At 69.4% G+C, this 17,717-nt stretch carries 15 protein-coding genes; 8 read left to right on the forward strand and 7 right to left on the reverse strand.

The window, feature by feature from the left end:
- Window positions 1-89: 89 nt before the first annotated feature.
- Window positions 90-1,076: a serine hydrolase gene (locus PWG71_RS00585; protein ID WP_274807454.1), complete on the forward strand. Its 987-nt coding sequence runs from the start codon at window positions 90-92 to the stop codon at window positions 1,074-1,076.
- 228 nt (window positions 1,077-1,304) lie between these two features.
- Here the strand turns inward: PWG71_RS00585 and PWG71_RS00590 are convergent, their stop codons facing one another.
- The gene (locus tag PWG71_RS00590; RefSeq protein ID WP_274807455.1) at window positions 1,305-2,063 is read right to left on the reverse strand and encodes an SDR family oxidoreductase; all 759 of its coding nucleotides are present in this window, start codon (window positions 2,061-2,063) and stop codon (window positions 1,305-1,307) included.
- A gap of 279 nt (window positions 2,064-2,342) precedes the next feature.
- Here PWG71_RS00590 and PWG71_RS00595 point away from each other — a divergent pair, with 279 nt between their 5' ends.
- Window positions 2,343-2,840: an ATP-binding protein gene (locus tag PWG71_RS00595; protein ID WP_274807456.1), complete on the forward strand. Its 498-nt coding sequence runs from the start codon at window positions 2,343-2,345 to the stop codon at window positions 2,838-2,840.
- Between the two features lie 231 nt (window positions 2,841-3,071).
- Complete coding sequence (locus PWG71_RS00600) at window positions 3,072-3,935, forward strand: helix-turn-helix domain-containing protein (protein ID WP_274808095.1); 864 nt, start codon at window positions 3,072-3,074, stop codon at window positions 3,933-3,935.
- Between the two features lie 208 nt (window positions 3,936-4,143).
- Here PWG71_RS00600 and PWG71_RS00605 read toward each other — a convergent pair whose 3' ends face one another.
- The 5 genes from PWG71_RS00605 to PWG71_RS00625 all read right to left on the reverse strand — a co-directional run bounded on the left by PWG71_RS00605 (window position 4,144) and on the right by PWG71_RS00625 (window position 8,996).
- Window positions 4,144-4,377, reverse strand: a complete 234-nt coding sequence (locus PWG71_RS00605) for a DUF397 domain-containing protein (RefSeq protein WP_274807457.1) — start codon at window positions 4,375-4,377, stop codon at window positions 4,144-4,146.
- Window positions 4,378-4,671: 294 nt separating this feature from the next.
- Window positions 4,672-5,727, reverse strand: a complete 1,056-nt coding sequence (locus PWG71_RS00610; RefSeq protein WP_274807458.1) for a metal ABC transporter substrate-binding protein — start codon at window positions 5,725-5,727, stop codon at window positions 4,672-4,674.
- A 78-nt stretch (window positions 5,728-5,805) separates the two neighbouring features.
- The gene (locus PWG71_RS00615; RefSeq protein WP_274807459.1) at window positions 5,806-6,477 is read right to left on the reverse strand and encodes a potassium channel family protein; all 672 of its coding nucleotides are present in this window, start codon (window positions 6,475-6,477) and stop codon (window positions 5,806-5,808) included.
- 19 nt (window positions 6,478-6,496) lie between these two features.
- A complete protein-coding gene (locus PWG71_RS00620; RefSeq protein WP_274807460.1) occupies window positions 6,497-7,951 on the reverse strand; it encodes a TrkH family potassium uptake protein in 1,455 nt (484 codons plus the stop codon).
- A gap of 124 nt (window positions 7,952-8,075) precedes the next feature.
- Window positions 8,076-8,996, reverse strand: coding sequence for a cation diffusion facilitator family transporter (locus tag PWG71_RS00625; RefSeq protein ID WP_274807461.1), 921 nt, complete (start codon window positions 8,994-8,996; stop codon window positions 8,076-8,078).
- A gap of 94 nt (window positions 8,997-9,090) precedes the next feature.
- On the opposite strand from PWG71_RS00625, the gene cmtR reads away from it, so the two are divergent.
- From cmtR to PWG71_RS00640, 3 genes are all read left to right on the forward strand, one after another.
- Window positions 9,091-9,441, forward strand: a complete 351-nt coding sequence (gene cmtR / locus PWG71_RS00630; protein WP_274807462.1) for a Cd(II)/Pb(II)-sensing metalloregulatory transcriptional regulator CmtR — start codon at window positions 9,091-9,093, stop codon at window positions 9,439-9,441.
- A gap of 524 nt (window positions 9,442-9,965) precedes the next feature.
- Window positions 9,966-13,178, forward strand: a complete 3,213-nt coding sequence (locus tag PWG71_RS00635) for an efflux RND transporter permease subunit (protein ID WP_274807463.1) — start codon at window positions 9,966-9,968, stop codon at window positions 13,176-13,178.
- Window positions 13,179-13,338: 160 nt separating this feature from the next.
- The gene (locus PWG71_RS00640) at window positions 13,339-13,509 is read left to right on the forward strand and encodes a hypothetical protein (protein WP_274807464.1); all 171 of its coding nucleotides are present in this window, start codon (window positions 13,339-13,341) and stop codon (window positions 13,507-13,509) included.
- A 9-nt stretch (window positions 13,510-13,518) separates the two neighbouring features.
- On the opposite strand, the gene PWG71_RS00645 is transcribed toward PWG71_RS00640, so the two are convergent.
- Entirely contained in the window at window positions 13,519-13,941 is a 423-nt protein-coding gene (locus tag PWG71_RS00645) for an ATP-binding protein (protein WP_274807465.1), read from the reverse strand.
- 612 nt (window positions 13,942-14,553) lie between these two features.
- Between PWG71_RS00645 and PWG71_RS00650 the strand changes: the two genes are divergently transcribed.
- Together PWG71_RS00650 and PWG71_RS00655 are read left to right on the forward strand one after the other, a co-directional pair.
- Window positions 14,554-16,125, forward strand: coding sequence for a glycosyltransferase (locus PWG71_RS00650; RefSeq protein WP_274807466.1), 1,572 nt, complete (start codon window positions 14,554-14,556; stop codon window positions 16,123-16,125).
- Window positions 16,126-16,701: 576 nt separating this feature from the next.
- Window positions 16,702-17,682, forward strand: a complete 981-nt coding sequence (locus PWG71_RS00655) for an ABC transporter permease (RefSeq protein WP_274807467.1) — start codon at window positions 16,702-16,704, stop codon at window positions 17,680-17,682.
- The last annotated feature ends 35 nt before the right edge of the window (window positions 17,683-17,717 follow it).

Below are 17,717 nucleotides of genomic sequence, written 5' to 3' on the forward strand. Positions count from 1 at the left end.
CCGTATCGAGCCGTGGCACCGGATGATACGGACGGGATAATGGACGCATCAGCCGCTGAGAACGTTGTCGACGACGGATCGGTGATCGTGTGCTCCGACGTCTCCTCGCCGACCTCCCCCGCCCCTTCCGCACGCTCGTCGTGATGGTGCCGGTCCTCCTGCTGTTCCTCCTGGTCCTGTCCCCTCCCTCCTCCCAGGCGCTACCGGAGGCCGATCCCGCGGCCGTGCAGGCCATGCTGTCCCGGAGCACGATGGCCCTGGTGCCGTTCGCCCCCGTCACCGGACCCGCGACCGGGGGCCCCGTGCTCACCCCGCGGCAGCACGACGACCTCACCGCGCGGGTCGAGGAGATCATCGCCGACGGTGGCGGCCGGGTCGGCATCGCCCTCCAGGACCTGCGCACCGGCGCGACCTTCAGCCACGGCTCCCGGGAACCGTTCGCCACCGCGAGCGTGGTCAAGCTGACGATCCTCACCATGCTGGTGCTGCGCGCCCGGGAGGAGGGCCGCGAACTCACCGAGACCGAACGCGCCGAGGCGTCGGTGATGATCCGTTACAGCGACAACGACGTCACCAACGGCCTGTACGAGCGGATCGGTTACAACCCCGGTTTCGTCGAGGGGGCGGAGACACTGGGGTTCACCGACACCGAGCCCCATCCCCACGGCGTGTGGGGCGGCACCCTCACCACCCCCGCCGACCAGATGCGGCTGCTGCGCGCCCTGTACACCGATGAGGGTCCGCTCACCGCCGACGAACGCGCCTACGTCCGCGACCTCATGGAGTCGGTCGCCCCCGAACAGGCCTGGGGCGTGTCCGCGGCGGCACGGGAGGGTGACGTGGTCGGCCTCAAGAACGGGTGGACGCCCAGGGAGTCCGACTCCGGCCGCTGGATGATCCACAGCGTCGGCTACGTGGCCGGGCCGGAGCGGGTCTACCTCATCGCGGTCATGTCCGACGGGCACCCCGACCACGGCTCGGGTATCGCCGTGGTCGAGAGCGTGGTCGCGGAGGTCACCTCGACCCTGGGGCACCCGCCGGTCGATCCACCGGCGGGTGCCCCTCCGAGTCGCTGAGACGTCCCTCGTCGGGACTCCGCTCCGCCCATCACCACCGCTCCCGCGGGGCGGCGGCCGACGCCCTCACCCGGAGAGGTCCATTCCCCGGGTTCGGGCGGACTCCTCAGGGCCCGTTCCTCGGGCGGCCTCGCGCGAACCGAAGCGGAGGTTCACAGGAGGCAGGGCCGTCCCCGTTCTCCGGGCTCGCCGAGCACGAGGCGGAACGGGGGTTCACGAGAACACGGCCTAGTCGAGCGGGCCGCCGGCCACGTACAGCACCTGGCCGGAGACGAACCCGGAGTCCTCGGAGGTGAAGAAGGCCACCGCGTTGGCGATGTCCTCGGGCAGGCCCACCCGGCGGACCGGGATCTCGGCCTCCTTGAACTTCTTCATGTCGTCATAGGAGACGCCGACGCGCTCGGCGGTCGCGCGGGTCATCGCGGTCTCCACGAAACCCGGGGCGACGGCGTTGACGGTCACGCCGAACTTGCCCAGCTCGATCGCCAGGGTCTTGGTGAAGCCCTGGAGTCCGGCCTTGGCCGCGGAGTAGTTGGCCTGGCCGCGGTTGCCCAGCGCGGAGGAGCTGGAGAGGTTGACGATCCGGCCCCAGTTCTGGGCGGTCATGTGCGTCTGGGCGGCCCGGCTCATCAGGAAGGAGCCCCGCAGGTGCACGTTCAGGACGGTGTCCCAGTCCGAGGCGGACATCTTGAACAGCAGGTTGTCGCGCAGCACACCGGCGTTGTTCACCAGGATGGTGGGCGCGCCGAGCCGTTCGGCGACGGTGTCGACCGCCGTGTTGACCTGCTCCTCGTCGGCGACGTCGCAGCCCACGGCGATGGCGCTGCCACCGGCGGCGCCGATGCGGTCGACGACCTCCTGGGCGTCGGATTCCTTCAGGTCCAGGACGGCGACGGCGTGGCCTTCGGCCGCCAGACGCTCGGCCGTGGCGGCGCCGATACCACGGGCCGCTCCGGTCACAATGGCCACACGAGGCGTTGCGGACATGGGTTACCTCCAGGATTCACGTGGTGGGCGCGTAGGAATCCTATCTCCATCCCTACCGGTCGGTAAGTGGCCGGGGGGCTTCTCCGAGCACGTTTCCTCGCACCCCTGTGCGGCGCCACCTGGGTGTCGTCCCCTCGTGCGAAGATGCCGCCCGTCGGGTCCCCCGGTTTTCCTGCACGCCGTCCTCCCTTGGCCTACGATTGCCTGCAAGGCCAGGATGCACGTGCATTCGATCCGTGCAGCAGCACGCGCCCGACCAGTCGGGGAGGAGTGGAAGGCATGGAGTGTGCGGAGACGGTCACGGAGCCCACGGGGGGATGGTGGCTCAGGGTGCTGACGCACGGCTCCCGGCGCTGGAACACACCCGTGTGCGGAGACCGGCACGACGCCGTCACGTGGACCTTCGACCCCCGCCCCCACTCCGTGTCGGCCGCACGCGAGATTTCCGCCGTCCTGCTTCGGGAATGGGACATGACCCACTTGTCCCCCGATGTCGCCGTGGTCGTTTCGGAATTGGTCACCAATGCGGTCCGCCACGGTGGTCCGCTGCTCCCCATCGGAGCGGGTGAGGCGGGTATTCAACTCTCCCTCATGCGCAGCGGGAGCGAATTCATCTGTGCCGTTCGGGACGGCGGAGATCGGTTGCCGCTCAGAAGGAGGGCCGATGCGACCATGGAGGGTGGTCGGGGACTTGCCTTGGTGAGCGCCTTCGCGCGAGAGTGGGGTGTGATTCCCACTCCGCCCGGGGGAAAGTTCGTTTGGGCGCAATTCGTGTGATCCGACGGTGTCGGATGATCACGGCGCCCCGCACGGACCCCGGGCCCCGGACCCGTGTCCGGGGTGGCGGGGACCGGAGGCCACCGACCCCGGTACCGCGGTCACATCGGCTATATCGTGTACACGGGTGTCCCGAGGAGAGCGGACGCCCTCGTGCAGGGGAATGACAGGGAGGCGGCGAACGTGGATATCGCTCGATTGCGCAAGGGGAGTGGCCCCACCGTGCGTCGCATGCTGCTCGGCCACGAACTGCGCAGCCGACGCGAACAGCGCGGTATCAGTCGAGAGGACGCGGGGAGCAGGATTCGTGCTTCCGCGTCGAAGATCAGTCGGATGGAACTCGGCCGGGTCGGTTTCAAGCTCCGCGATATCGAGGACCTCCTGAAGTTGTACGGCGCCGACCGCCGCACGATCAAGGAAATGCTCGAAGTCGCGAAGGAATCCAACAAGCCCGGATGGTGGAAGGAGTACGGCGACTCCCTGCACAAGTGGCTCACCCATTACATCGGGTTCGAGGAGGCCGCCGACCAGATCCGTATCTACGAGTCGCAGTTCATCCCGGGTCTGCTCCAGACCGAGGAGTACGCCCGCGAGATCATCTTCGGCGGCGTCGAGGCCGACACGGTCGCGGAGCAGCGCCTGGAGGCGCGTCTGAAGAGACAGAAGCGCGTCGAGACCGACGACAACATGCGCATGTGGGTGATCCTGGACGAGGCCGCGGTCCGCCGCCCCATCGGCGCGACCACCACCGGTCTGGGCGTCATGCGCCGTCAGATCGAGCACCTGATCCGGCTGAGCACGGAGAAGGACAACATCACCATCCAGATCATCCCCTTCGCGGTGGGCGCGCACGCGGCCGAGGCCGGTTCCTTCACGTTGCTGCGCTACTCCGACTACGAGCTCGCGGACATGGTGTACCTGGAGCGCTTACACGACGGTGAGCTCAACGACAAGCGGTCCGTGGTGGAGGCCTACACCAAGGCGATGACCCGGCTGAGCGTATCGGCGGCCACCCCCGACCAGACTCTGGAGATGCTCAAGGGCATCCTGGAGGACTTCTCCGTTTCCGGCGACGGGCCCGTCACCCCCGTCTGACCGCCCCCATGACGAAGGACCCCGTCCCCCGACGGGGTCCTTCGTCGTTCCCGCGCCGATCCGTCGAGGACACGGACCGTGCTCGTGCGAACTCGCGTGGAACGGACTCGGGCGATACGGGTCGGCGCGTGTGCGGGGGGTCCCACCTCGTGGTGGCGTGACCCCCCACCTGCGCTCCCGGGGCCGGTCGGCCCCGACGGGAGCCTCCTCAGCTCAACAGGTTGTCGAAGTCCCCGTCCTTGGCGCCCAGGATGAGGCAGTCGATCTCCTCCTGGGTGTAGACCAGGGCGGGGCCGGCCGGGAAACGGGAGTTGCGGACGGCGATCGATCCGTCGTTCAGGCGGGCCAGCTCCACACAGGCACCCTGCGAGTTGCTGCGCTGGGCCTTCTGCCAGGCGGCCTCGGTGAGGTCGGACGCGCTGATGCCGTTGTACGCGGTCATGTGGACGTTCTCCTTCGGAGTTCCTTGAGGGGAGGTGCCGTGCGACTGCACTGCCAGATGCACGTGCATAAGCACTGACACGTTCACAAGCATAGCGTGACACTCGCCACTTGTCCGGGAGTTCACCATCCCGAGTCCCACGTGATAGGAGAAGGCTCTTCACGGGCGGCGTGTCCCACCGCGGCCCGCCCGTACCGGCCCGCCCGCCCGCCACCCGACCCGGACCGGTTCCGCACACGCGAAGGCCCCGCCGGGCGAGGGTTCGCATTCCGGCGGGGCCGTACGGGCTCAGGGTCAGGAGCAGACCAGGGCGGTCCTCAGCGCTTCCAGGTTCCCGCGCATGATCGACGGGTAGTCGTCTCCGGGGGAATCGTCGGTGACGCCCTCCAGCGGGTCGAGCACCTCCACCTCGGCGCCGGTCTCGGCGGCGATGGTCTCCGCGGTCGCCCGGGGCATGAGCGGCTCGGTGAAGATCGTGTTGACGTCGTGCTCTTCGACGAAGTCGGCGATCTTCGCGATCTGGGCGGGAGAGGGCTCGGTGTCGGGGTCCACCCCGCTGACCCCCATCTGCTCCAGGTCGTACCGCTCCGTCAGGTACGAGAAGGCGGTGTGCCCCACGACGACCTCGCGGTGCTCGCAGGAGGCCAGACCCTCCTCGTACTCCCCGCCGATCGTCGCGAGCTCGGCGCTCACGGCCTCGGCGTTCGCGGTGTACTCGTCGGCGCCCTCGGGGTGCAGCTCACCCAGACGCGCGCTCAGGGCGTCGGCGACCTGGGCCATGAGGTCCACGTCGAGCCAGAAGTGCGGGTCGAAGTCGCCGTGCTCGTGCCCGTCGCCCTCGTCCTCGTGGTCCTCCTCGGCCTCGGCCTCGTCCTCGTGGCCGTGGTCGTCGCCCTCGTGCGCGTGGTCGTCCTCGTGGCCGTGGTCCTCTTCGTCCTCGTGGTCGTGGCCGTCCTCGCCGGCCGCGTGCAGCTCGACGACGTCGGCGACGTCCAGTGCCTTGTCCGACGCCTCCTGGGTCACGGCCTCGTCCACCGCCGGCTGCAACCCGGACACGTAGAACGCGACGTCGGCCTCGGTGATCTCGCCGATCTGGCGCGCGGTCAGCTCCAGATCGTGGGGTTCCATGCCGGGCTCGGTCAGCTGGACGACCGCCACCCGGTCGCCGCCGATCTCCCGGGCCAGCCATTCCAGGGGGTAGACGCCGGTGACCAGGGTCAGCTCGGGGTCGGCCGGAGCGGGGCCGCCCGTCTCGGCGGCCCCTCCTCCCTCGCCACCGCCGCAGGCGGTGGCCGTCATCAGTGCCACCGCGCCGAGCGCGGCGGTTCGCAGGATCGTTCCGGTTCGCATGGGACCATGATCGGGAAAATGAAAACGGTTGTCAATTTGACCGTTGTGTCCGGTATCTCGTACCGGCCTCCGTCGGGATCAGACGACCTCGGCGAAGAGCTCCACGTCCTCGGTCCGGCCCGCGACGACGATCACGTCGCCCTTCTGTAGCACGGTCTCCTCCGTCGCGTAGGTGAACGGCGAGTTGATCCGTTTCACCGAGACCACCGTGATCCCGTACTTCTGGCGCACCTTGGTCTCGCGCAACGGCCGGCCGAGGAGTTCCTTGGGCGCCTTGGTCTTGCCGAGGGAGAACCCCTCCTCCAACTCCACGTAGTCGAGCATCCGCCCCGACACCAGGTGGGCCACCCGCTCACCCATGTCGTGCTCGGGCAGGACGACGTGGTGGGCCCCCACCTGTTCGAGGATGCGCCCGTGACGCCTGCTGATCGCCTTGGCCCAGATGTCGGGCACGCCCAGGTCGACGAGCTGGGAGGTGGCGAGGATGCTCTCCTCCAGGTGGGTGCCGATGGCCACCACGGCCCTCTGGAACTGGGCCGCGCCCACTTGGCGCAGCGCCTCGTCGTCGGTGGCGTCGGCGATCACGGTGTGGGTGAGGGCCTCGGAGTAGGACTGCACCAGGCGGGGGTTGGAGTCCATGCCCAACACCTCCCAGTCGTGGTTGACCAGTTCCAGGGCGAGGGAACTGCCGAAGCGTCCCAGCCCGATCACGAGGATCCGTTTGTCCTTCAGTTTGTTCTGTTGCGGCATGTCGGAGCTCCTAGAGAGATCAGCCGATGATCGGCCGGGCTTCGGCGAAGTCGTAGCGGCGTTTGCGCTCACGGAAGGCGATCGCGGTCGCGAACGTGACCGGGCCGATCCGGCCCGCGGCCATGAGGAAGGTGAGGAAGAGCTGGGACCAGGGTTCCATGTCGGGGGTGATCCCCGTGGAGAGCCCGACCACTCCGACGGCCGAGACGACTTCGAAGAGGGTCTCCATGAAGGTGAAGGGGGTGGTGTGCAACAGGATCACGGTACTGATCGCCACGACCGTCATCGACAGGAACGTCAGGCTCAGCGCCTGCCGGATGACCTCCGGGGCCAGTCGGCGACCGAAGACGTGCACCCGGTCGTGCGCCCTGATCTCCGACCACACCACCAGGAAGAGGACGGCCAGCGTCGCCACCTTGATCCCGCCCGAGGTTCCGGCGCTCCCGTTGCCGGCGAACATCATCATGACGGTGAGCAGCAGGGTCGAATCGTTCATGGAGCCGATGTCCACCACGTTGAACCCCCCGCTGCGCGGCATCACGCCGTGGAAGACGCCGTCGGTGATGCGGGCCCACCAGTCCAGACGCCCCAGGGTGAGGGGGTTGTTCCACTCCATGATGATCACCAGCACGATGGTGACGAGGAACAGGGCACCGCTCGTGGCGATGGTGATCTTGGTGTGGAGGCTCCAGGCGTGCGGGGTCCGGAAAGAGCGGCGCAGTTCGATGAGGACGGGGAAGCCGATGCCGCCGAGGATCACCGCCGCCGCGACGGGGAAGAGGATGAAGGCGTCACCGGAGAAGCGCGTCAGGCTGTCCCCGTACAGGGACAGGCCGGCGTTGTTGAAGGCCGAGACGGCGTGGAAGACGCCCGAGTAGAACGCCTCCCACAAGGACATGTCGTAGGCCAGCCACATGCGCGGGAAGATCAGGGCGAGGATGACGCCCTCGATGATCAGGCTGACCTTCAGCACCCGGGTGGCGATGCCCCTGACCTGTCCCACCGCCAGGGCGCGGTTCTCCGCCTGCACGTTGAGTTCCATGCGCAGGCTGAAACGGTGGATGATCGCCACGCCCATCAGCGAGGCCAGGGTCATGATCCCGAGCCCGCCCGCCTGGATGAGCACGAGCACGATCACGTCGCCGAAGGGGGTCAGCCGGTCGCCGATGTCGATGACGGCCAGCCCGCACACCGCCAGGGCCGAGGTCGCGGTGAACAGTGCCTCGACGAAGGTCAGGTTCTCCTTCTCGGAGGCCGCCGGGGTCATGAGCAGACCGGTGCCGATCAGGTCCACGACGAAGAAGATCAGGACGAAGGCCCGGGCCGGTTTGCTCCAGACGTTCTTCCGATGCTGGACGGGATCGCTGTTGAAGCTGTGGCGGTGACGGCGCGGGAACAGCGCCCTCCGGGCCGAGCCCAGCTCGGATAAGAGCCGGGACACACGGCCCGTGGCCCGTGCCAGGGTTCGCATCATGGTCGTCATTCCGTCACTTCGCGCGGGTCGTCTTCGCTCAACCCGAACGATTGTGCCAGCAGGTATGGACCGGTACGAGCCGGGGCACGGGGCCGGAGGCGGGACGTGTCGTCGTCCCGGGGGTTCAGGCGTGTCGGGCGCCCTCGTGGTCGGCGTGGCCGGGCGGCTCCAGCTGGAGGGTGGAGTGTTCGACGTCGAAGTGCCCGGCCAGGCAGGTGTGCAGTTCGTCCAGGGTGCGCCCGCCGTCGAGGAGCCGTTCCTCGGGGACGACCACGTGCGCCGACATCACCGGCACCCCGGAGGTGATGGTCCACACGTGCAGGTCGTGGACGTCGACCACGGCCGGGTGTTCGAGCAGGTGGCGGCGGACCTCGGCCAGGTCCATGCCGCGCGGCGCGGACTCCAGCAGGATGTGGATCGCCTCGCGCAGCAGTGACCAGGCCCGGGGCACGATGATCGCGGCGATGAGGAGGGAGACGAGGGTGTCGGCCCGACTCCATCCGGTCGTCCAGACGATGAGTCCGCCGATGATGACGCCGACCGACGCCAGCGCGTCGCTCACGACCTCCAGGTAGGCGCCCTTGACGTTGAGGCTCTCCCGGGCGCCGGCCCGCAGGATCAGCGCACCGACGATGTTGGCGGCCAGACCGATGGCGGCGACCACGACCATGCCCGGCCCGGACACCTCGGTGGGGGAGCGCAACCGGTCGACCGCCTCCACGACGATGAACCCGCACAGGACGAACAGCACCAGGGCGTTGACGGCGGCGGCGAGGATCTCGGCCCGTTGGTGGCCGAAGGTGCTGCGCCCCCGGGCGGGGCGTGCGGCGATCCACACGGCGGCCAGGGCCAGGGCCACGCCGAAGGAGTCGGTGACGGTGTGCCCGGCGTCGGCGAGCAGGGCGAGACTGCCGCTGGACATCGCGCCCGCGACCTGGACGGCGGCGACGGCGAGCATGAGCGCCAGGACGAGCGCGAGCCGACCTCGATGGGCGGAGCCGGCGGTGCCGACGTGCCCGTGTCCATGCCCGTGTCCGGCACCCATGGACCCCTCCTCCGTGGTGATGACGTGATGGTTCAGTCACCACTGTTTATACAGTCTGAACTGTCTATACAGCAAACTATGTACAATGGTTTTCATGTTGACCTCCGAGCAGCGTCTCTCCGCCATCCACCGGCTCGGTCGCGCCCTGTCCGATCCGACCCGCTGCCGCCTGCTCCTCGCCCTCCTCGACGGCCCCGGCTACCCCGCCGACCTGGCCGATCACCTCGGTCTCACCCGTCAGAACGTCTCCAACCACCTGGCCTGCCTGCGCGATTGCGGCCTGGTGCGCACCCAGGCCCACGGCCGTCGGGTCGCCTACGAACTCGTGGACGCCTCTCTCTCCCACGCCCTGGAGGACCTGCTGCGCGTGGTCTGGGGCACGGGCCGCCCCCACGCCACGGCCGAGGGCGGGGCGCGGGACGAGCCGGAGCGTCGCGTGGGTTGACCCCGGTCCCTCCCGTCCCCCCTCGTTCCCTCCGTCGCGCGGACGATCGGGAGGTGCCGCCGTGGCGCACGTCACGGGCGGCGGTGATCGACGCGCACCCCTCGCGGCGCGGGCGGTCTCCGACTTCTGTCGGGTGTCCCCGACTTTGGTCAGGGGTGGACCCTGACAGAAGACTGACGCGTCCCTGAAAGGCCCCTGAAGCCCTCGTGGGAACGGGATGTCCAGATATAACGCGACGTATGGTTGGTGTGCGCCCGGCGGATACGGTGCCCCGCACACGACGGAGCACCCGGCGCGGGACGGGACCGTCCCGCGCGAGAGGGACTCCGCACGGATGAGAAACGTATCCCCACCCCACCTTTCGAGGACCGGTCCGCCCATCGGCGACGACGACGCGGCCGTGCCCCGGGCACGGCGCCGACCGGCCCCGTGACCCGCAGCGAGTAGGAGCGAGAACCTCTCATGTCCAGATCGGCCCTCAGGACCCCCCGATCGGGTCCCTCCCGCCTGGAAGGGGTGACCGGATGAACCGCCTCGCGGTCATGTCACTCAAGAACCGGGCGTTGGTACTGCTCATCACCCTGGCCGTGCTCTTCTTCGGAGTGCTCGCCGCCGGCGCGGCCAAGCGCGAGCTCTTCCCCCAGATGTCCCTGCCGATGGTGATGGTCACCGGCACCTACCAGGGGGCCTCTCCACAGGTGGTGGAGAACCAGGTCACCGAGCCGCTGGAGCAGGCGGTCCAGGGCGTCGCGGGGGCCGTGAGCGTCAACTCGACCTCCAGCAACGGCGTCGCGCAGGTCACCGTCGAGTTCGACTACGGGGCCGACCAGGACGACCTGGTCCGCCAGACCCAGATCGCGGTCGACCAGGTCTCCGGCATGCTGCCGGAGGGCGTGGACACCAGCGTCATGTCCTTCAGCACCGACATGATGCCGGTCGTCATGCTCGCCGCGGGCGCCAAGGACGGCGACGACCAGGCCATGGTCGAGCCGCTGGAGACCCACCTCATCCCCGAACTGGAGTCCATCGACGGCGTCCGCTCGGCGATGATGACCGGCGCGGTCTCCTCCGACCTGATCATCACCCCGGACACCGAGGAGATGGTCGAGGCGGGCGTCACCGCCCAGAACATCACCGAGGCGCTCCAGGGCAGCGGTCAGCTCATGCCCGGCGGCGACATCGACACCGACGGCCGCACCCTCGGCGTCACCACGGGCGAGCAGTTCACCTCCGTCGAGCAGGTCGAGGACATCTGGATCCGCCCGGCCGCACCGGAGGCGGGCGCCTCCTCGGCGATGCCCGGCGCGCCTCCGGCCGCCGAGCCCGAGCCGGTCCGCCTCTCCGAGGTCGCCGACATCGAGCTGGTCCGGGACGACGCCACCACCCTGGCCCGCGTCAACGGCGACCCGAGCATCGGCGTGATGATCCTCAAGACCCCCGACGGCAACACCGTCGAGGTCTCCGAGGGGGTCCAGCGGGTGCTGGACGAGCAGGCCGAGGTCCTCGGCGACGACATCGACATCAGCGTGGTCTTCGACCAGGCGCCCTACATCAACGAGTCCATCGTCGCGATGCTCGAAGAGGGCGGCATGGGTCTGCTCGCCGCGGTGATCGTCATCCTCGTCTTCCTGCTGTCGATCCGCTCCACCCTGGTCACCGCGGTCTCCATCCCGGTGTCGGTGCTGATCGCCTTCCTGGGCATGCAGGTGTTCGGCTTCACCCTGAACATGCTCACCCTCGCGGCCATCACGATCTCCATCGGGCGCGTCGTCGACGACTCCATCGTGGTCCTGGAGAACATCCGCAGGCACCTGGACTACGGCAAGGAGAAGATGGAGGCCGTCAAGACCGGTGTCCGCGAGGTCGCGGGCGCGGTCGTCTCCTCCACCCTCGCCACCGTCGCGGTGTTCCTGCCGCTGGCCTTCGTCGGCGGACTGGTCGGCGAGATGTTCATGCCGTTCGCGGTCACCGCCACCCTCGCCCTGCTCGCGTCGCTCATCGTGTCGATCACGATCATCCCGGTGCTGTGCTACTGGTTCCTCAAGCCGCGCGACATCGGCGACGCCACCCAGGAGGAGATCGAGCACGAGGAGAACGAGCGCGAGCTGCGCAGCCCGCTCCAGCGCGCCTACATGCCGGTCATCCGGTGGATCACCACCAAGCGCAAGCAGGCCACCGTCATCACCCTGGCCGCCTCCGCCCTCATCTTCGGCGGCACGGTCCTCATGGCCGGCCAGCTGGAGACCGACTGGATGGGCCAGTCGGAGGAGAACACCTACGCCCTCGTCCAGGAACTGCCCCCGGGCACCTCGCTGGAGGACGCCGACACCGAGGCCGCCAAGGTCGAGGAACTGCTCGCCGGGTTCGCCTGGGTGGAGTCCTACCAGACCAACGTCGGCGGCAACGCCATGGCCGGTCCGTTCGGCGGCACCGGCACCGCCCAGATCGACTACACGATCACCGCCGATCCCGACACCGACCAGGAGCGCAACCGCGAGGTGCTGCGCGACTCCCTGGCCGACATCGACACCGAGCACGAGCCGACGATGGGCGCCATGGGCGCCATGGGGGCGGGCTCGGGCATCGAGGTCCAGGTCACCGCGGACGACCAGGAGGTCCTGGCCGAGGCCGCGGCGATGGTGGCGGACGAACTGGGGGCGATCGACGGCACCGCCGACGTCGTCAACGGCGTCACGATCTCCCAGCCCGCCATGGAGGTCCGCGTCGACGGTGAGAAGGCCGCCGAGCTGGGACTGACCGAGTCCGCGATCGGCGGCCAGGTGAGCGCGGCCTTCAACGGCCAGCGGACCGGCACCGTCACCCTCGACGACGCCCGTCGCGACGTCGTGGTCCGCGCCGTCGACTCCCCGACCGGCGTCGAGGAGCTGGAGGAACTGGTCGTCATGTCCCCGGTCGCCGGGCCGGTGGAGCTCTCCGAGGTGGCCGACGTGGTGGAGGTGGAGCAGCCGCCGCAGCTCACCCGCATCGACGGCATCACCGCCACGACCGTGGAGGCCGCCGTCACCGCCTCCGACCTGGGCGCGGTCAGCGCCGAGATCATGACCACGCTCGACTCGCTCGACCTGCCCCAGGGCGCCACCGCGACCCTGGGCGGCGTCAGCCAGGACCAGAGCGAGGGCTTCGCCTCGATGATGCTGGCCATGGTGGCCGCCGTGGTCATCTGCTACCTGATCATGGTCGCGACCTTCAAGAGCCTGCTCCAGCCGCTCATGCTGCTCATCTCGATCCCGTTCGCGATCACCGGTTCGCTGGCGCTGCTCCTCGTCACCGGCACTCCGCTGGGCATCGCCGGCCTGGTCGGCATGCTGATGCTCATCGGCGTGGTCATCACCAACGCCATCGTGCTGATGGACCTGATCAACCAGAACCAGAATCGGGGGATGCCGCTCAGGGAGGCGATCGTGGAGGGTGCCCGTCACCGTCTGCGCCCGATCCTCATGACGGCGCTGGCCACCGTGGCCGCACTGACCCCGATGGCCCTGGGCGTCACCGGTGGCGGCGCCTTCATCTCCGCCCCGCTGGCACTGGTGGTGATCGGTGGTCTGGTGACCTCGACCATTCTCACGCTGATCCTGGTCCCCGTCCTCTACCAGCTGGTGGAGTGGGGCAAGCAGCGCCGGGCGGCCCGCCGGGCGTCCCGTGAGGAACTGCGCCGGTCGGCGCGCGCCGCCAAGGTGGCGGCCGCCCGAGAGCGCACCGAGGAGACGGTCGGCTGACGGGGCCCCCGGGAGACGGGGGATCCCTTGAGGAGAGGGGCGTTCCGCGCTTCGGCGCGGGATGCCCCTTCGTCGTGTCCGGGTCGGGCGAAGCAGGGTGGCGGCCTGTGAGCGGAGCGTTGATTTGTGTCATCGGCGCACTACGGGCAGGCTGCGACACATGACGGAAACACAGAAGAAGAGTCTCGACGATCTCGTGCGCGAGGAATTGGGCGCGGAACCCTCTCAGGAGGCCAAGGACTACGCGCGTCTGCTCTACGAGCGCTACCGGTTGCCGGAGCCGTCCGGCCCCGAGAGGGAGGAGGACGTCACCGCGCCGACCTCGGAGTGACCGGCGAGGTCACCGGTCGGGCTCCTCCCACGTCAGTTCGAACCACACCTGGCGGCCCATTCCGTCCTGTCGGGCCTCGCTGCCCCACTTGTCGGCGAGCGCCTCGACCAGATCCAGGCCCCGGCCGTGCTCGGCCGTGTCGTAGGGGTCCCGGTGCTGCGGTCGAGGCGTCTCCTTCAGGTTGCCCAGGTCGCGCACCTCCACCCGGGCCCACCCCGGAGCCCGGTGTACGCACACCTCGAACTTGCCGGTCTCCCGGCCCGAGGCGCTGTGCGTGATGGCGTTGGTCGCCAGTTCGCTGGTCAACAGCGTGGCGGTGGTGGGATCGGGACAGTCGCCCAGGTGGCGGGCGACGAATCGGCGTGCGTAGGCGATCTGGCCCGGCAGGCCGGGGAAGCGACGCTTGGCGGGTCTGGTGCTGTGCTCTTCCATGGGATCGACCGGACTGTGCAGAGGAGAGGACGGGACGGTCGCGGGGCGCTCCGGCGAGGACGCGCCGCGCACGCCGACGGGGACGAGGGGATCGTGGGGTGCTGCTGCGGTCTCACACATGTGCGGATTCACTCCCCGGTGTGTTCGCGGCGGGCAGGGCTGAGGAGCGCCTGGCCCTCGGTGCGTCCGTGCCCGGCTGGCGGGTCACGGCGCGTGGTGGACACACAGGTCGAAGCCCCCTGGGACAGGGAGGGATGCGGTGCCGTGCGGCGAGGCGCGCGGGTCGAGGGCGGCGACGGGCGAGGTGCGGGAGCGGGCCGGGATGGATGGTCGTGTCCGATGTCGAATGTGCCCCACGACACTGAAGGGCGTATTGGCGCATAGCATACGCTCCGTGCCTTTCCGGAAACCCGGCCGACCTGGTCGGGTCAGAATAACCCCGCTTGACCTGGATAAAGGGGGTGTTCGGTCAGGGTATGACACCGGTCAAGGGCGGGGTTCCGTGACTGGTGGGGCGTACGAGGCTGCATAACAATGCGGTAACGGAGTTACGGCTTTCGCTGTTCGTCGGGGTCTTGCGTACGCGGGGGCCGACCCGCCAGGGTATGGGGCATGGCCTCCCGCTCCCCCCTGACCTCCGGCCTCGGCGTTCGACTCGACCGCGCCGTGCGCCTCGCCGACGAAGGGCACGTCCTCGTCGGTGGGGACCCGATCCGCTCGTTCCGTCTCACATCGCGACAGGTCAGCGGTGTCATCCGGTGGGTGAGCGGGGCCCCGACACGCGACCTCGACGAGGCCGCGACGGCCGACGCCCTGGTCCGGGCCGGACTGGCCCACCCGCGTCCGATCGGGGTGCGCCCCGATCTCACCGTCGACGTGGTCGTGATCGACCGGGGCGCGGCCGGTGGTCTGATCGCCACCCTGGACCGGCTCGAACGACTCCACCCGGGACTGGAGCCGATCGTCGTCGGCGCGACGGGACCCGCCGCCCGGGCCGCCCGCGCGCACGGGGCCCGTGTGCTGCCGGGGCCCGTGGGCGGAGCCGCGGCCCGCGCCCTGGCCCTCACCGTCTCCGACGCCGACCTCGTCGCCCTGATCGACGCCGGCCAGGTGCCGATGCCCGGCTGGCTGGAGGCCTGCGTCGGACACTTCGCGGACCCCGGGGTGGCCGCGGTCCTTCCTCGCGTCCTCGTCGATCGCTCGGTGCCCGCCGGTGCGGGGGCCACGGCCGTCGCCGCCGTCGCCGCCGCTCGGGTCGTCCCCGATCGCGGGCCCGACCCCGCCCCCGTACTGCCGTGGGGGCACACCACCCCCGATCGCGCCCGGCCGGCCGGGGCCGCCCTCGGCGATCCCTTGCGCCCCGCCACCTCCCTGGTCCTGCGCCGCGACGCGGTGGGAGAGCTCCGGCCCGACCCCTCCCTCGGGGTGGCCGCCGAACTCGAACTGCTGTGGGGCCTGGTCGATCGGGGTGCTTCGGTGCGCTACGAACCCCGGGCCCGGATCCTGGCCCGCCCCCTCGACGACCTCGGCGGTTACCTGCGGTCCTGCGCCGAGATCGGCGTTCGGGGCGCGGCCCTGGCCCGTCGGCGCGGTGCCCGTGCGGCCGGACCCGAGCTGTCCCGGATCGGGGCCGCGGCCCTGGCCCTGCTCGTGGCCGGCCGGCCCCTGTCGGCACTGACCTGCGTCGCCGTCGGAGGCGGGGCCTCCGTGGCCACCCTGGCCGCGCCTCCGTCCCGTACCGCCCCGGCGGTGGGACGGAGTCTGGTGCGCGAGGCCGGGGTGATCTCCTCGGCCCTGCGGGGCGCGTGGTGGCCGCCGGCCGTGGCGGCCGTCGCGGCGGGCTCCGCCGGGATCGCCCGGGACCTGGGCCGGGGGCGCCGGGTCCGTCGCGGTCGGGTCGTGGCCGTGGCGGCCGTGGCGTCCGCCCTGGTGGTGCCGCACCTGACGTCGTGGCGGACCTCGCGCGGCACCGCGCCGGTCGATCCGTTGACCTGGACCGCGCTGGGCATCGCCGGTGACGCGGCCCGAGGGGCGGGGGTCTGGTGGGGGATGGTGCGGTCGCGCACGGTCGCTCCGCTGGTGCCCCGGGTGAGGGTGGCGGGACCGATAGCGGGCCCTCTGCACGAGGGGCCGGCCGCCGAGCGGGTTGAGGGCGACTCGATGAGCCTCGTTGGGCCCGGTTAACTCCCATCACGTGGAGTGACGCCCGTTGGTGAGGCCCGATCGGCCCCGTTCCGTCCTTCCGGGGGCATCGGGAGCGCGCGGACCTCGGCGGCGGTGGAGCCGGGTTTTCGACCTGTCGCGGTGCACGGCCTTTCGGTGTTGAGTTTGCCCGTTTTGTCGTGTTTCACGTAAACACTGATGACCCGAGGAGCGTCTCCAGGGTGGCATTCATGCAGTTCAAAGCGACTTTTCTGGCCGTGTGTAACTATTTCATTGCTTTGTGTGAAAAGATTGACAAATCGCTAGCTTTTTGTCGGTGAAAGCGGCTCTGTTGTCTTTTCTTGATGTACTGGTTACCGTCAAGTGTCTAGCGATGGCCCAGACTCTTGACATTCCGGTCACTGACCGTGAATCGGACGCAACAGTGTTTCACCAGTCACCGGGAGTGACCCCCACCGGTGGTCGCGGGATCATGGACGCTCAACGGGCCACAAGCCATCGAGTCTTCGAACCGTGCATCACCAGTGCTCCTGGTGCAAAAGCACCCCCGTCAGCAGACCACCGCGCCGGTCTCGGCTGTGAGGTTCGGAGAGAGTTTTGGGCAAGTTCCTGGTCAGGCGACTGTTGAACTACGTCGTGCTGATCTTCCTGGCGACGAGTTTCGCCTACCTGCTCGCCGCCACCAACCTGTACCCGCGCGGATACTTCGAGCAGATGCAGCCGCCACCCACCCCCGAGGCGGTCAACGCACAGCTCGACGCGCTCAACCTGAACGACCAGACGCCCCTGGCGCAGCGCTACGTCACCTGGCTGACCGGGGTCGTCCAGGGCGACTTCGGACAGACCATCCAGGGACGTGACGTCACCGACCAGGTCTGGCTGAAGGCCGGCGTCACACTCCGACTCATCACCGTCGCCACCATCCTGGGCAGTTTCCTGGGCATCGCCATCGGCGCCTACGCCGCCGTGCGCCAGTACCGCAGATTCGACAAGGCCGCCACCGTCGCCTCGTTCGTCGTGCTGGCCATCCCCACCGTGGTGATCGCGCTCAGCGTCCAGATCGGCGCCACCGCGATCAACGGGGCGCTCGGCTTCCAGCTCTTCCTGTTCTCCGGCGAGTACTCCGCGGGCTTCAGGGGAGAGTGGTGGGAGCTCCTGCTCAACCGACTGCACCACGCGATCCTGCCCACCTTCGTGCTCGCCGTGGCGCTCTTCGCCGCCTTCGCCCGCTACCAGCGCAACATGATGCTCGACGTGCTGGGCGCCGACTTCGTGCGCACCGCCATGGCCAAGGGGCTCACCCGCCGCAAGGCGCTGCTCAAGCACGCCCTGCGCACCGCGCTGATCCCCACCATCACCTACTTCACCTTCACCTTCGGCCTGATGGTGGCGGGTGCGACCTTCACCGAGAAGATCTACGGCTGGCACGGGATGGGCGCCTGGCTGATCGACTCCATCTCCCAGCAGGACGTCCATGTCGTCGCGGCCGTCTCCTGCTTCATGGCGGTGACGATCATGATCGCCTCCTTCCTCTCGGACATCCTCTACGCCTGGCTCGACCCGAGGGTGCGGGTGTGACCGTGACACGACCCCGCGCGAGCGCGCACACCCTC

The sequence above is a fragment of the Nocardiopsis sp. N85 genome (assembly GCF_028882275.1).
Classification (GTDB): Bacteria; Actinomycetota; Actinomycetes; order Streptosporangiales; family Streptosporangiaceae; genus Nocardiopsis; species Nocardiopsis lambiniae.